Below are 14,579 nucleotides of genomic sequence, written 5' to 3' on the forward strand. Positions count from 1 at the left end.
GCAATCCCGCCGTGACGACCATCACCCCCGACGGCCTCCCCGAGCCCGCCGACCGCGCCCCCACCCGGCCCTCACTTCGCCCCGGGCCCGATCGGCCCGGTACGCTCACCGCCGTGTCACACGCTGATCAGTCCCCGAACGCCCCGCTCGCCCAGAAGGGTGGCCCCGGCACCTACCCGGGAGCGCCGCGCCCTGACCACGTCCGCCCCACCCCCCTGGCGGACCTCGCCGAGCAGCTGGGCACCCCCGCGCTCGCACCCGAGCATGCAGAGGCCCACGTCACCGGCATCACGCACGACTCCCGGGCGGTCCGCCCCGGCGACGTCTACGCGGCGCTGCCCGGCGCCCGGCTGCACGGCGCCGACTTCGTCGCCCAGGCCGCCGATCTCGGTGCCGCGGCGATCCTGACGGACCCGTCCGGTGCCGACCGCGCGGCCGCCACCGGACTGCCGGTCCTCGTCGTCGACAACCCGCGCGGACGGATGGGCGCCCTGGCCGTCTCCATCTACGGCGCGCCGGGCGAGGACCTGCTCCAGATCGGCATCACCGGTACCTCCGGCAAGACCACCACCGCCTACCTCATCGAGGGCGGACTGCGGGCCGCGGCCGCGAAGCGCCCCGATGGCGGGCTGACCGGCCTGATCGGCACCGTGGAGACCCGGATCGGTGACGAGCGGATCAAGTCCGAGCGCACCACCCCCGAGGCCACCGACCTGCAGGCGCTGTTCGCCGTGATGCGCGAGCGCGGCGTCCGCGCCCTGGCCATGGAGGTCTCCAGCCACGCCCTGGTCCTCGGCCGGGTCGACGGCTGCGTCTTCGACGTCGCGATCTTCAACAACCTCAGCCCGGAGCACATGGAGTTCCACTCCGGGATGGAGGACTACTTCCAGGCCAAGGCCCAGCTGTTCACCAAGGCCCGCAGCCGGGCCGGCGTGGTCAACCTCGACGACGAATACGGCCGGCGGCTGGCCGAGGGCGAGTCCGAGGTCCCGGTCACCACCTTCTCCGCCGAGGGCCACCCGGATGCCGACTGGCGCGCCTCCGACGTCGAGGTCGGCGCGCTCGGCTCCACCTTCACCGTGCACGGCCCCGACGGGCAGACGCTGCGCGCCGCTTCCCCGATCGCCGGCCCGTTCAACGTCGCGAACGCGCTCGCCGCGATCACCGCGCTGGTCGTCGCCGGCATCGACCCGCAGACCGCGGCCGACGGCGTCGCCGCGGTGCCCGGCGTCCCCGGCCGCCTGGAGCGCGTCGACGCCGGCCAGCCGTACCTGGCGGTGGTCGACTACGCCCACAAGACCGACGCCGTCGAATCGGTCCTGCGCGCGCTGCGCAAGGTCACCGACGGCAAGCTGCACGCCGTCCTCGGCTGCGGCGGCGACCGCGACCCGCACAAGCGCGCCCCCATGGGTGCCGCGGTCGCCCGCCTCGCCGACACGGCCATCCTGACCTCCGACAACCCGCGGGGCGAGGACCCGCTCGCGATCCTCGCCACCATGCTGGCGGGCGCCGCGGAGGTCCCGATCCACGAACGCGGCACGGTCCTGGTGGAAGAAGAGCGGGCCGCCGCCATCGCCGCCGCCGTCGCCCGCGCCGAGCCCGGCGACACCGTGATCGTCGCGGGCAAGGGCCACGAGCAGGGCCAGGACATCGCCGGAGTGGTGCGCCCCTTCGACGACCGCCAGGTGCTGCGCGAGGCCATCGAGGCTTCCCAGACGTCACCGCACCCGAAACACCAGGGATGACACTCCGCCATGCGCGCACAACCGATTCCCCGTCACCGCTCGCCGCTCGCCGGGGGTGACCTGTGATCTCCCTGTCCCTCGCCGAGATCGCGAGCATCGTCGGCGGGCAGCAGTACGACATACCGGACGCCGACCGCCAGGTCACCGGACCGGTCGTCGCCGACTCCCGGGCGGTCCGCCCCGGCGGCCTGTTCGTGGCCTTCGCCGGGGAACGCGTCGACGGTCATGACTTCGCCCGCGGCGCCGTCGAGGCCGGCGCGGTGGCCGTACTGGCCGCCCGCCCCCTCGGCGTCCCGGCGATCGTCGTGCACGACGTCACCGCCGCGCTCGGCGCACTCGCCCGCGCCGTCGTCGAGCGGCTGGGCACCACCGTCGTGGGCCTGACCGGCTCGGCCGGCAAGACCAGCACCAAGGACCTGATCGCCCAACTGCTGCAGCGGCACGGCCCGACCGTCTGGCCCGAGGGCAACCTCAACAACGAGATCGGGCTGCCGCTGACCGCGCTGCGCGCCGATGAGACGACCCGTCACCTCGTGCTGGAGATGGGCGCCCGCGGCGTCGGCCACATCCGCTACCTCGCCGCGCTGACCCCGCCCCGGATCGGCGTGGTGCTCAACGTCGGCTCCGCGCACATCGGCGAGTTCGGCGGCCGCGCGCAGATCGCGGAGGCAAAGGGCGAACTCGTCGAGGCGCTGCCCGCGGCCGAGGACGGCGGGATCGCGGTGCTCAACGCCGACGACCCGTACGTCCGCGCCATGACGGCCCGCACCAAGGCCCGCACGGTGCTGTTCGGCGAGGCCGAGGACGCCGCCGTACGCGCCGTGAATGTCCGGCTCACGGAGCTCGGACAGCCCGCTTTCACGCTTCACACACCCTCCGGGTGCAGCGATGTGACCATGCGGCTGTACGGTGAGCACCACGTGTCGAACGCGCTCGCCGCGGCCGCCGTCGCCCATGAGTTGGGCATGCCCGTAGACGAGATCGCCACCGCGCTCTCCGAAGCCGGCACGCTCTCCCGCTGGCGCATGGAGGTCACCGAGCGCGCGGACGGCGTGACGGTCGTCAACGACGCCTACAACGCGAACCCCGAGTCCATGCGAGCGGCGCTGCGTGCGCTGGTCGCCATGGGCGCCGCCGCCAAGGCGAAGGGTGCTCGTACGTGGGCGGTGCTCGGTGAGATGGCCGAGCTCGGCGAGGAGTCACTCGCCGAACACGACGCGGTCGGGCGCCTGGTCGTCCGGCTCAACGTCAGCAAGCTCGTGGCGGTCGGCGGCAGGGAAGCGGCCTGGCTCGACATGGGCGCCAAGAACGAGGGTTCGTGGGGTGAGGAGTCGGTGCACGTGTCCGACGCGCGGGCGGCGGTCGACCTGTTGCGCAGCGAGCTGCGGCCGGGAGACGTCGTGCTGGTGAAGGCGTCCAGGTCGGTGGGGCTGGAGCGGGTCGCCGCAGCACTGCTGGATGACGCAGGGCTGTCGGGCGCCGCGGGCGCCGAGGGTGGAGCCGCAGCCCGATGAACTCGATGAAGCAGATCCTCTTCTCCGGAATGATCGGGCTCTTCCTGACCCTGATCGGCACCCCGTTGCTGATCAAACTGCTGGCCAAGAAGGGGTACGGGCAGTTCATCCGCGATGACGGCCCGCGCACCCACGGCAGCAAGAAGGGGACGCCCACCATGGGTGGCATCTCCTTCATCCTGGCGACGATCATCGCCTACGTCATCACGAAGGTGATCACCTCCAGCGACCCGACGTTCTCGGGCGTGCTGGTGCTCTTCCTCTTCGCGGGGATGGGCCTGGTCGGCTTCCTCGACGACTACATCAAGATCGTCAAGCAGCGTTCGCTGGGCCTGCGGGCCAAGGCGAAGATGGCCGGCCAGCTGATCGTCGGCATCGCCTTCGCGGTGCTCTCGCTGCAGTTCGCGGACCTGCGGGGCCAGACCCCGGCCTCGGACCGGCTGTCCTTCACCCAGGACTTCGGCTGGCAGATCGGCCCGGTGCTCTTCGTCATCTGGGCGCTGTTCATGATCCTGGCGATGTCCAACGGCGTGAACCTCACCGACGGCCTCGACGGCCTGGCCACCGGCGCCTCGGTGATGGTCTTCGGTGCGTACACCTTCATCGGCATCTGGCAGCACCAGGAGTCCTGCGCCAACCAGATCACCGCCGGACCGGGCTGTTATGAAGTCCGCGACCCCCTCGACCTGGCGGTCGTGGCCTCCGCCTTGATGGGCGCCTGCTTCGGCTTCCTGTGGTGGAACACCTCGCCCGCCAAGATCTTCATGGGGGACACCGGCTCGCTGGCCCTGGGCGGCGCGCTCGCCGGCCTGGCCATCTGCTCCCGCACGGAGCTGCTGCTCGCCCTCCTGGGCGGTCTGTTCGTCCTGATCACCATGTCCGTGGTCATCCAGGTCGGCTCCTTCAAGATGACCGGCAAGCGGGTCTTCCGGATGGCGCCACTACAGCACCACTTCGAACTCAAGGGGTGGTCCGAAGTCCTTGTGGTGGTCAGGTTCTGGATCATCCAGGGCATGTGCGTCATCGTGGGACTCGGCATCTTCTACGGCGGCTGGCAGGCAGCGAAGTGACCACGCACGACCCGGACCGGATCCCCGAGGGGTTCGCCGGCCTGAACATCACCGTCGCCGGCCTCGGCGTGAGCGGCATCAGTGCCGCCCGCGCCCTGGCCGGCCTCGGCGCCCGCGTCACGGTCGTGGACGGCGGCGCGGGCGAGAAGCAGCAGGAGTCCGCGCGCGAGCTGGAGGCGGCCGGGATCGCCGTCCGCCTCGGCGACGGCGAGACCCTGCCCGAGGGCACCGACCTGGTCGTGACCTCGCCCGGCTGGAAGCCCGACAGCCCGCTGTTCGCGGCGGCCGCGGCGGCCGGCGTGGACGTCGTCGGCGACGTGGAGATCGCCTGGCGGCTGCGCGGTCCGGACGCGGCCGACTGGCTCGCGGTCACCGGCACGAACGGCAAGACCACCACCGTCCGGATGCTCGCCGCCATCCTGGAGGCCGAGGGCCTGCACACCACGGCCGTCGGCAACATCGGCACCCCGATCGTCGACGTCGTGCTGAACCAGGGCAAGGACGGCGCCCGCCCCTACGACGTGCTCGCCGTCGAGCTCTCCAGCTACCAGCTGCACTGGGCCCCGTCGCTGCGCGCGCACTCCGCCGCGGTCCTCAACCTCGCCCCCGACCACCTCGACTGGCACGGCTCCATGGCGGCGTACGCCGCCGACAAGGGCCGGATCTACGAGGGCAACCGCGTCGCCTGCGTCTACAACGTGGCCGACCGGGCGACCGAGGACCTGGTACGCGAGGCCGACGTCGAGGAGGGCTGCCGCGCCATCGGCTTCACCCTCGGCACCCCGGGCCCCTCCGAACTCGGCGTCGTCGACGGCATCCTCGTCGACCGCGCCTTCGTCGAGAACCGGCAGAAGCAGGCCCAGGAGCTCGCCGAGGTCTCCGACATCGCCCCCGGCTCCGGGCCCGCCGCCCCGCACAACGTCGCCAACGCCCTCGCGGCCGCCGCGCTGGCCCGGGCCTACGGCGTCAGCCCGGCCGCGGTACGTGACGGACTGCGCGCCTTCCACCCGGAGGCCCACCGCATCCAGCACATCGCGGAGATCGACGGCGTCCGCTACATCGACGACTCCAAGGCCACCAACACGCACGCCGCCGAGGCGTCGCTGGCGGCGTACGAGCACATCGTGTGGATCGCCGGCGGGCTCGCCAAGGGCGCGACCTTCGACGAGCTGGTGAAGACGGCGGTGGCCCGGCTGCGCGGGGTGGTGCTGATCGGTGCCGATCGGGCGCTGATTCGCGAAGCCCTGGCGCGACACGCCCCCGAGGTCCTGGTCGTCGACCTCGACCGGACCGACACTGGGGCGATGCCCGAGGCCGTCCGGGAAGCGACCCGTCTGGCCGAGCCCGGCGACACCGTCCTGCTGGCTCCGGCCTGCGCCTCGATGGACATGTTCGTCAATTACAACAAGCGGGGCGACGCCTTCGCCGACGCGGTCCGCGAGCTGACCGCGAGGGACCAGTAGACCGTTTCTCCCCGTGGCCGCCGGCAGCCGGCGGCGAGCGCACCTGGAGGGGACGAGGATGACGGCCCGATCGGCGGACGCAGGCAGAGCGGGCGGGGGATCGTCCGCCCGACCGGGCGCGAAATCGTCGGCGCGAGCGGGCGGGCGCCCGTCCGCACCCGCCCGTCCGCCCCGCCGGCCCGCGACGGCGCGCCCGGCGCGCGGCGGCCGTCCGTCGGCCGGCGGGCCGCGGCGGCTGCTGGACCGGCTGAAGCGCGCCTGGGACCGTCCGCTGACCGCGTACTACCTGATCCTCGGCGGCAGTCTGCTGATCACCGTTCTGGGCCTGGTGATGGTCTACTCGGCGTCCCAGATCAAGGCGCTGCAGTCCGGCCTTGCCCCGTCGTTCTTCTTCCGCAAACAGTTGCTCGCGGCCGTGCTCGGCGGCGGGCTGCTGCTGATCGCCACCCGGATGCCCGTCCGGATGCACCGCACGCTGGCCTATCCGCTGCTCACGATCTCGGTCTTCCTGATGTGCCTGGTGCAGATTCCGGGCATAGGGGTCGCGGTCAACGGCAACCAGAACTGGATCAACCTCGGCGGCCCTTTCCAGATGCAACCGAGCGAGTTCGCCAAGCTCGCGCTGGTCCTGTGGGGCGCCGACCTGCTGGCCCGCAAGCACGACAAGAAGCTGCTGGTGCAGTGGAAGCACCTGCTGGTGCCGCTGATCCCGGTGGCGTTCCTGCTGCTCGGCCTGATCATGCTCGGCGGCGACATGGGCACCGCGATCATTCTCACGGCGATCCTCTTCGGGCTGCTGTGGCTGGCCGGTGCGCCGACCCGGCTGTTCGTCGGCGTACTGGGTACCGCGACGGTGATCGGCGCACTGTTGATCAAGACCAGCGCCAACCGGATGTCCCGCCTCGCCTGCATCGGCGCGACCGATCCGGGCCCCGGTGACCAGTGCTGGCAGGCCGTGCACGGGATCTACGCCCTGGCCTCCGGCGGATTCTTCGGTTCCGGCCTGGGCGCAAGTATGGAAAAATGGGGTGAACTCCCTGAACCGCACACCGACTTCATCTTCGCCATCACCGGGGAGGAACTGGGTCTGGCGGGGACGCTGTCGGTCCTCGCCCTCTTCGCGGCTCTAGGCTATGCGGGTATCCGCGTGGCCGGACGCACGGAGGACCCCTTCGTACGGTACGCCGCGGGAGGCGTGACCACCTGGATCACGGCCCAGGCCGTGGTCAACATCGGTGCGGTGCTCGGCCTGCTGCCGATCGCCGGTGTCCCGCTCCCGCTGTTCTCCTACGGAGGCTCCGCCCTGCTGCCGACGATGTTCGCCGTCGGGCTGCTGATCGCCTTCGCGCGTGACGAGCCCGCCGCACGGGCGGCACTGGCCGCGCTGGCTACGCGGAAGCCGGTTTTCGGCAGGAAACCGGCTGGGGTGAGATGGAAGACGATGAGACGGCGCGTCAAGAAGCGGCCGTCCGGAGAGCGGTGAATTTCGGTGCATGTCGTACTCGCCGGTGGGGGGACCGCCGGCCACATCGAGCCCGCGCTCGCCCTCGCGGACGCACTGCGGAGGCAGGACCCCACCGTGGGGATCACGGCACTCGGCACGGAGAAGGGGCTGGAGACCCGGCTCGTCCCGGAGCGCGGCTATGAGCTGGGCCTCATCCCGGCCGTACCGCTGCCGCGCAAGCCCACCCCCGAACTGATCACCGTCCCCGGGCGGCTGCGCGGCACGATCAAGGCCGCCGAGCAGATCCTGGAGCGCACCAAGGCCGACTGCGTGGTCGGCTTCGGCGGCTACGTGGCGCTGCCCGGCTATCTGGCCGCCAAGCGGCTCGGCGTGCCGATCATCGTCCACGAGGCCAACGCCCGCCCCGGCCTGGCCAACAAGATCGGTTCGCGGTACGCGAAATTCGTCGCCGTCAGCACCCCCGACAGCAAGCTGCGCGGCGCCCGCTACGTCGGCATCCCGCTGCGTCGCACCATCGCCACGCTCGACCGGGCCGCGGTCCGCCCCGAGGCGCGTGCCGCCTTCGGCCTCGACCCCAACCTGCCGACCCTGCTGGTGTCCGGTGGCTCCCAGGGTGCTCGCCGGCTGAACGAGGTCATCCAGGCCACCGTGCCGGCCCTCCAGCGGGCCGGCATCCAGGTGCTCCATGCGGTCGGCCCGAAGAACGAATTGCCGCATGTGGACAACATGCCCGGGATGCCACCCTATGTCCCGGTACCGTACGTGGACCGGATGGATCTCGCGTACGCCGCGGCGGACATGATGCTCTGCCGCGCGGGCGCGATGACCGTCGCCGAGTTGTCCGCCGTCGGGCTGCCGGCCGCGTTCGTCCCGCTGCCCATCGGCAACGGCGAGCAGCGGCTGAACGCCCAGCCGCTGGTCAACGCCGGCGGGGGCCTGCTGGTCGACGACGCCCAGCTGACCCCGGACTGGGTGCAGGGCAACGTGCTCCCGGTCCTGGCCGATCCGCACCGGCTGTACGAGATGTCCCGCTCGGCCTCCGAGTTCGGCCGCCGGGACGCCGATGAACTGCTGGTCGGCATGGTGTACGAGGCGATCGAGCAGCACCGCAAGTAGCGCACGAGAGAAGGCAGGGAGCGTGGCCGGACCGACAACCGCCCGACGCGGCGAGAAGAAGTCACCGTCCGGCCCGCCCTCCTCCGAGGAGGTGCGCGGGCGAAGACTCCGCTGGGTGCGCCTGCCCCGTCGCGCGCCGAGCCGCCGCGGTCTGATCATCATCCTGGTCCTCGCGGTGCTGCTCGGCGCGTTCGGCGTCTGGGCGCTCTACGCGTCCGACTGGCTGCGGCTGGAGCGCGTCAGGGCCACCGGCACCGACGTCCTGACTCCGCGTGAGGTCGTCGCGGCGGCGCACGCCCCGATGAACGCCCCGCTGGTCTCGGTGGACACCGACGCCCTCGAACACCGGCTGCGGGCCCGGCTGTCGCGCATCAAGACCGTTGACGTGGAACGGTCCTGGCCGCACACCATCAGCCTCAAAGTGACGGAAAGGACCCCGGAACTGCTGATGCAAACGGGCGGAAAGTTTGCCGAAGTGGACGCCGAGGGCGTCCGGTTCGCCACCGTCGCCACCGCTCCCAAGGGCATTCCGCTTCTGGAAATGTCCGTTTCCGACTCCCCAAGTCTGCGCCGGTTCGGTCCTGACCGGTTGCGGCGCGCCGCGGTCGAGGTCGCTCGGGATCTGCCCCCAGTCGTACGCAAAGACGTGCGCAAGGTCCGAGTACGGTCATATGACGCCATCAGCGTCGAACTGGCCGGCGGCCGCACGGTCGCCTGGGGTAGTCGCGAACAGGGCGCCGAAAAGGCGAAGGTGCTGGCCGCGCTGCTGAAAGCGGCCCGTACCGCCCGGCACTTCGACGTCTCGGTCCCCAGCGCCCCTGCGGTGTCGGGGAGTTGACGTACCAAGTCGCAGGCCAGCACCCTGGATGGCTACGACTATGGGTGATCACATAGGGTGAAAAGAAAAACGGGAGGTTCGGCGTGTTCGTTGAACGGGCGCGCCTTGTCGACTTAGTGTCTCGTTCCAAAGGGACTATGGAACCAAGGAACACAGGCACAGGTAACCCTAAACTTCAACGTTAGGGTTCGGGTCGGCGATACGGACCGTCCCATCGGCATCAGTCGGCGTCCACGCGCAAGTGCGGCGACGACACGTAACTCGAGGCGAGAGGCCTTCGACGTGGCAGCACCGCAGAACTACCTCGCAGTCATCAAGGTCGTCGGCATCGGCGGCGGTGGCGTGAACGCCATCAACCGGATGATCGAGGTCGGGCTCAAGGGCGTCGAGTTCATCGCGATCAATACCGATGCGCAGGCGCTGCTGATGAGCGACGCCGACGTCAAGCTCGACGTCGGCCGCGAAATGACCCGCGGCCTCGGCGCCGGCGCCAACCCGGACGTGGGGCGCAAGGCGGCCGAGGATCACCGCGAGGAGATCGAGGAGGTCCTCAAGGGGGCCGACATGGTCTTCGTGACCGCGGGCGAGGGCGGCGGCACCGGCACCGGCGGCGCACCCGTCGTCGCCAACATCGCCCGCTCGCTGGGCGCCCTGACGATCGGTGTGGTCACCCGGCCGTTCACCTTCGAGGGCCGCCGTCGCGCCAACCAGGCCGAGGACGGCATCGCCCAGCTGCGCGAAGAGGTCGACACCCTCATCGTGATCCCCAACGACCGGCTGCTGTCCATCTCGGACCGCCAGGTGAGCGTGCTCGACGCGTTCAAGTCCGCGGACCAGGTGCTGCTGTCGGGTGTCCAGGGCATCACCGACCTGATCACCACGCCCGGCCTGATCAACCTCGACTTCGCCGACGTCAAGTCCGTGATGTCGGAGGCCGGCTCGGCCCTCATGGGCATCGGCTCGGCGCGCGGCGACGACCGTGCGGTGGCCGCCGCGGAGATGGCGATCTCCTCGCCGCTCCTGGAGGCGTCCATCGACGGCGCCCGCGGCGTGCTGCTGTCCATCTCCGGCGGCTCCGACCTCGGTCTCTTCGAGATCAACGAGGCCGCCCAGCTGGTCAGCGAGGCCGCGCACCCGGAGGCCAACATCATCTTCGGCGCGGTCATCGACGACGCGCTGGGCGACGAGGTCCGGGTCACCGTCATTGCCGCGGGCTTCGACGGCGGCCAGCCGCCGGCCCGCCGCGATGCGCAGGCCGCCCTGTCGTCCCCGAAGCGCGAGGAGCCGGCCCCGGCCGCCAGCCGTCCGGCCGCCCCGCCCGAGCCCCGCACCCCGTCGTCCTTCGGCGGCCTGGGCTCCGTCCCCGTACGGGACGCCGGGGCCTCCGCGGAGCGTGGTGAGCCGGCCGCCGAGCCGTCGTCCACGCTGGGCGAGGTCGCCCCCACCCCGTCGAGCGGGCCGCAGGTTCCCCCGGCCCGTCCGTCGTACTCCGACAGCGCGGCCGAGGAACTCGACGTTCCCGACTTCCTGAAGTGACGTAAAGCACCGAAGTGATAGGGCAACAGCACCACGAGAGCGGCGCGCACTTCGCCTTCACCGACAGGTGGGGCGGGGTGAGCGCCGCTCCGTATGAGCAGCTCAACCTGGGGGGCGCGGTCGGCGACGACCCGCAGGCCGTCCGCACCAACCGCGCCCGCGCGGCCGGCGCGCTCGGTCTCGACCCGGCCGCGGTGATCTGGATGAACCAGGTCCACGGCCGGGACGTGGCCGTGGTCGACGGCCCCTGGCGCGACGCCGACGTCCCCTGCGTGGACGCGGTGGTGACGGCCCGCCGGGGTCTCGCGCTCGCCGTTCTGACCGCCGACTGCACCCCGGTGCTGCTCGCCGACCCGGTCGCGGGCGTCACCGGAGCGGCACACGCCGGCCGGCCTGGCCTGGTCGCCGGCGTCGTTCCGGCGGCCGTCGAGGCGATGGCCGAGCTGGGCGCGGAGCCGGCCCGGATCCTCGCGTACACCGGACCGGCGATCTGCGGGCGCTGTTACGAGGTGCCCGAACAGATGCGGTCCGACGTCGCGGCGGTGGTGCCCGAGGCGCACGCGACGACCAGCTGGGGCACCCCGGCGGTGGACGTCACCGCCGGCGTACGGGCCCAACTCGTCGCGGCGGGCGTGCCGGTGCGTGACGATCCGCACATCCCGCCGGTCTGCACGCGGGAATCCACGGATCACTTTTCTTATCGGCGGGACCGCACGACCGGGCGGCTCGCGAGTTACGTGTGGCTGGACGGCGAGCTGTGACGGACGACCGGAGAACGGAACTGGCGACCAACCTGGCGCGGGTGGAGGATCGTATCTCCGCCGCCTGCGCCAAGGCCGGTCGGCCGCGGGACGAGGTGACGCTCATCGTCGTCACCAAGACCTACCCCGCGAGCGACGTACGGCTGCTGGCGGAACTGGGGGTGCGCCAGGTCGCGGAGAACCGCGACCAGGAGGCGGCACCCAAGGCCGCCGAATGCACTGATTTGCCGCTTACTTGGCACTTCGTCGGTCAGTTGCAGACCAACAAGGTGCGGTCCGTGGCGAGTTATGCCGGAATTGTGCAGTCGGTCGACCGGGCACGACTGGTCACCGCGCTCTCCAGGGAAGCGGTTCGTGCGGGCCGTGAGCTCGGGTGTCTCGTCCAGGTGGCACTTGACGCCGAGTCGGGCCAGCAGGGCGACCGGGGCGGTGTGGCGCCGGACCGCGTCCCGGCGCTGGCGGAGGCGATCGCCGGGGCCGAAGGGCTGCGCCTGGACGGCGTGATGACGGTCGCGCCGCTGGCCGGGCCGTATGCGGGCCGCCAACTCGCCGCATTCGAACGGCTCATGGAAATCTCAACCGACCTGCGCGCCACCCATCCTGCTGCCAACATGGTGTCAGCAGGCATGAGCGCGGACCTTGAGGACGCCGTGGCGGCCGGGGCGACACATGTGCGCGTCGGTACCGCGGTACTCGGAGTCCGACCACGGCTCGGGTAACGTCGCCAAGCAAGTCGGACCACAGCACAAAATATGGTCATTTCCGCAGAAAGCGGGGAGGCCGCGTGGATCCAAGGCCCTGGTGACGGAGCCGATCCACCACAGAGCGGAGGACGCAGAGAATGGCCGGCGCGATGCGCAAGATGGCGGTCTACCTCGGCCTCGTGGAGGACGATGGGTACGACGGCCGGGGGTTCGACCCCGACGACGAGTTCGAGCCCGAGCTCGACCCGGAACCCGACCGGGGACGGCGTCAACAGCACCAAGTGCAGGCCGAAACACGCCCGGAACGGGACGAACCCGTCCGTGCCGTGACGCCCCCGGCGCAACGCGAACCCGCCCCGCTCGCCCCGGAAAACGGACGACCCGCGCGAATCGCCCCCGTGTCATCCATCACACCCGACCGTCCGAATCTGGAGAAGAACGCACCGGTGATCATGCCCAAGGTTGTGTCCGAGCGGGAGCCCTACCGCATCACCACGCTGCACCCCCGGACCTACAACGAAGCCCGTACCATCGGGGAACACTTCCGCGAGGGCACTCCGGTGATCATGAATCTCACGGAGATGGATGACACCGATGCGAAGCGACTTGTCGACTTTGCGGCCGGTTTGGTGTTTGGTCTTCACGGCAGCATCGAGCGGGTGACGCAGAAGGTGTTCCTGTTGTCGCCTGCTAACGTCGATGTCACGGCGGAGGACAAGGCCCGTATCGCAGAGGGCGGGTTCTTCAACCAGAGCTGAGACGCAACACCGGGCACACCGAGGCCGTAGGGCCGACACAGAAGCAAGGGGAGAGGGACGCGCGAGATGAGTGTCGCTGGTCAGGTGATCTATATCGCGCTGTACTGCTTCCTGATCGTGTTGATCTTCCGGCTGGTGATGGACTATGTCTTCCAGTTCGCCCGTTCATGGCAACCCGGCAAGGCGATGGTGGTCATTCTGGAGGCCGCCTACACTGTCACTGATCCGCCACTCAAGCTTCTGCGGCGGGTCATCCCGCCGCTGCGTCTCGGGGGCGTGGCGCTCGACCTGTCCTTCTTCGTATTGATGATCATCGTCTACATCCTGATCACCGTCGTGAGGTCGGTGTTGTTGGTGTGAACGATACGGTCTTGCCGATTGCCGACGACTACGTTGAGGTGAAGTAGAGATGCCGTTGACCCCCGAGGACGTGCGGAACAAGCAGTTCACGACCGTCCGCCTCCGAGAAGGCTATGACGAGGACGAGGTCGATGCCTTCCTCGATGAGGTCGAAGCCGAACTGACCCGGCTCCTGCGGGAGAACGAGGACCTTCGCGCGAAGCTGGCCGCCGCCACCCGCGCCGCCGCGCAGAACCAGCAGCAGCAGGGGCTGCGCAAGGGACCGGACCAGCAGCAGGAGCAGCAGCAGCGTCCGGGGGCTCCTGTGCCCGCCGCCATATCCGGTCCGCAGCCGGTCCCGCCGCAGCAGCAGGGGATGGGTGGCCCGCCCCAACTGCCCGGTGGTGCACCGCAGCTGCCTCCTGGTCCCGGTGGCCACGGCCCGCAGGGCCCGCACGGCCCCGGCCCGATGGGCCCCGGCGGTCCGATGGGTGGCCCGATGGGCGGCCCCGGCGGCCCGCAGCAGCTGCCCGGTGGGCAGCAGGGTGGTCCCGGTGGTGACAGCGCCGCGCGCGTGCTGTCGCTGGCGCAGCAGACCGCCGACCAGGCGATCGCGGAGGCCCGTTCCGAGGCCAACAAGATCGTCGGCGAGGCGCGCAGCCGCGCCGAGGGCCTGGAGCGGGACGCCCGCGCCAAGGCCGACGCGCTGGAGCGGGACGCGCAGGAGAAGCACCGCGTGGCGATGGGCTCGCTGGAGTCGGCCCGCGCGACGCTGGAGCGCAAGGTCGAGGACCTGCGCGGCTTCGAGCGCGAGTACCGCACGCGACTGAAGTCCTACCTGGAGAGCCAGCTGCGTCAGCTGGAGAACCAGGCGGACGACTCGCTCGCCCCGCCGCGGACTCCGGCGGCCCCCTCGCTGCCGCCGTCCCCGTCGATGGCGTCGGCCGGTGCCGGCACGATGGGCGGCAACCACACCATGGGTGGCGGCCAGACCATGGGCGGCAACCACTCGATGGGCAACGGCTCCAGCGGCGGTCCGTCCTACGGCGGTCAGCAGCAGATGTCGCCGGCGATGACCCAGCCGATGGCTCCGGTGCGGCCGCAGGGCCCGTCGCCGATGCAGCAGACCCCGTCGCCGATGAGGGGCTTCCTCATCGACGAGGACGACAACTGACGCCCGCCTGAGGCGTACCGTCGGCAATCAGGGCCGGGCCCCGAGGGACTTCCCTCGGGGCCCGGCCCTTTTGCGCGTCGTGCCGGACCTGTCGGG

At 70.9% G+C, this 14,579-nt stretch carries 13 protein-coding genes; all 13 read left to right on the forward strand.

Features of this window, described 5'->3' with window-relative positions; all coding sequences use genetic code 11:
- Positions 1 to 11: 11 nt before the first annotated feature.
- The 13 genes from OJ254_RS17660 (at position 12) to OJ254_RS17720 (ending at position 14,483) form a co-directional block, all read left to right on the forward strand.
- A complete protein-coding gene (locus OJ254_RS17660; RefSeq protein WP_265363107.1) occupies positions 12 to 1,745 on the forward strand; it encodes a UDP-N-acetylmuramoyl-L-alanyl-D-glutamate--2,6-diaminopimelate ligase in 1,734 nt (577 codons plus the stop codon).
- 62 nt (positions 1,746 to 1,807) lie between these two features.
- The gene (locus tag OJ254_RS17665; protein ID WP_265363108.1) at positions 1,808 to 3,259 is read left to right on the forward strand and encodes a UDP-N-acetylmuramoyl-tripeptide--D-alanyl-D-alanine ligase; all 1,452 of its coding nucleotides are present in this window, start codon (positions 1,808 to 1,810) and stop codon (positions 3,257 to 3,259) included.
- A 5-nt stretch (positions 3,260 to 3,264) separates the two neighbouring features.
- Positions 3,265 to 4,329 carry a phospho-N-acetylmuramoyl-pentapeptide-transferase gene (mraY, locus tag OJ254_RS17670; RefSeq protein ID WP_261957163.1) on the forward strand — a complete coding sequence of 355 codons (1,065 nt, stop codon included), beginning with the start codon at positions 3,265 to 3,267 and terminating at the stop codon, positions 4,327 to 4,329.
- Positions 4,326 to 5,792 (forward strand): UDP-N-acetylmuramoyl-L-alanine--D-glutamate ligase, encoded by a 1,467-nt coding sequence (murD, locus tag OJ254_RS17675; RefSeq protein ID WP_265363109.1) that lies wholly within the window; start codon positions 4,326 to 4,328, stop codon positions 5,790 to 5,792. The genes mraY and murD overlap by 4 nt, the downstream gene beginning before the upstream one ends.
- A 58-nt stretch (positions 5,793 to 5,850) precedes the next feature.
- The gene (gene ftsW, locus OJ254_RS17680) at positions 5,851 to 7,275 is read left to right on the forward strand and encodes a putative lipid II flippase FtsW (RefSeq protein WP_265363110.1); all 1,425 of its coding nucleotides are present in this window, start codon (positions 5,851 to 5,853) and stop codon (positions 7,273 to 7,275) included.
- 6 nt (positions 7,276 to 7,281) lie between these two features.
- Positions 7,282 to 8,373 carry an undecaprenyldiphospho-muramoylpentapeptide beta-N-acetylglucosaminyltransferase gene (gene murG / locus OJ254_RS17685; RefSeq protein ID WP_265363111.1) on the forward strand — a complete coding sequence of 364 codons (1,092 nt, stop codon included), beginning with the start codon at positions 7,282 to 7,284 and terminating at the stop codon, positions 8,371 to 8,373.
- A 22-nt stretch (positions 8,374 to 8,395) separates the two neighbouring features.
- Positions 8,396 to 9,211 carry a cell division protein FtsQ/DivIB gene (locus OJ254_RS17690; protein ID WP_265363112.1) on the forward strand — a complete coding sequence of 272 codons (816 nt, stop codon included), beginning with the start codon at positions 8,396 to 8,398 and terminating at the stop codon, positions 9,209 to 9,211.
- 282 nt (positions 9,212 to 9,493) lie between these two features.
- The gene (ftsZ, locus tag OJ254_RS17695) at positions 9,494 to 10,747 is read left to right on the forward strand and encodes a cell division protein FtsZ (RefSeq protein ID WP_265363113.1); all 1,254 of its coding nucleotides are present in this window, start codon (positions 9,494 to 9,496) and stop codon (positions 10,745 to 10,747) included.
- A 14-nt stretch (positions 10,748 to 10,761) separates the two neighbouring features.
- The gene (pgeF, locus tag OJ254_RS17700; RefSeq protein ID WP_265363114.1) at positions 10,762 to 11,508 is read left to right on the forward strand and encodes a peptidoglycan editing factor PgeF; all 747 of its coding nucleotides are present in this window, start codon (positions 10,762 to 10,764) and stop codon (positions 11,506 to 11,508) included.
- Positions 11,505 to 12,227 carry a YggS family pyridoxal phosphate-dependent enzyme gene (locus tag OJ254_RS17705; protein WP_265363115.1) on the forward strand — a complete coding sequence of 241 codons (723 nt, stop codon included), beginning with the start codon at positions 11,505 to 11,507 and terminating at the stop codon, positions 12,225 to 12,227. Before pgeF ends, OJ254_RS17705 begins: the two co-directional genes overlap by 4 nt.
- A gap of 122 nt (positions 12,228 to 12,349) precedes the next feature.
- The gene (gene sepF / locus OJ254_RS17710) at positions 12,350 to 12,970 is read left to right on the forward strand and encodes a cell division protein SepF (protein ID WP_030415215.1); all 621 of its coding nucleotides are present in this window, start codon (positions 12,350 to 12,352) and stop codon (positions 12,968 to 12,970) included.
- Positions 12,971 to 13,036: 66 nt separating this feature from the next.
- Positions 13,037 to 13,330 (forward strand): YggT family protein, encoded by a 294-nt coding sequence (locus OJ254_RS17715; protein ID WP_030415214.1) that lies wholly within the window; start codon positions 13,037 to 13,039, stop codon positions 13,328 to 13,330.
- Between the two features lie 49 nt (positions 13,331 to 13,379).
- A complete protein-coding gene (locus OJ254_RS17720) occupies positions 13,380 to 14,483 on the forward strand; it encodes a DivIVA domain-containing protein (RefSeq protein WP_265363116.1) in 1,104 nt (367 codons plus the stop codon).
- Positions 14,484 to 14,579 lie beyond the last annotated feature (96 nt).

Source organism: Streptomyces endophytica (assembly GCF_026153355.1).
GTDB classification, from domain to species: Bacteria; Actinomycetota; Actinomycetes; order Streptomycetales; family Streptomycetaceae; genus Streptomyces; species Streptomyces endophytica.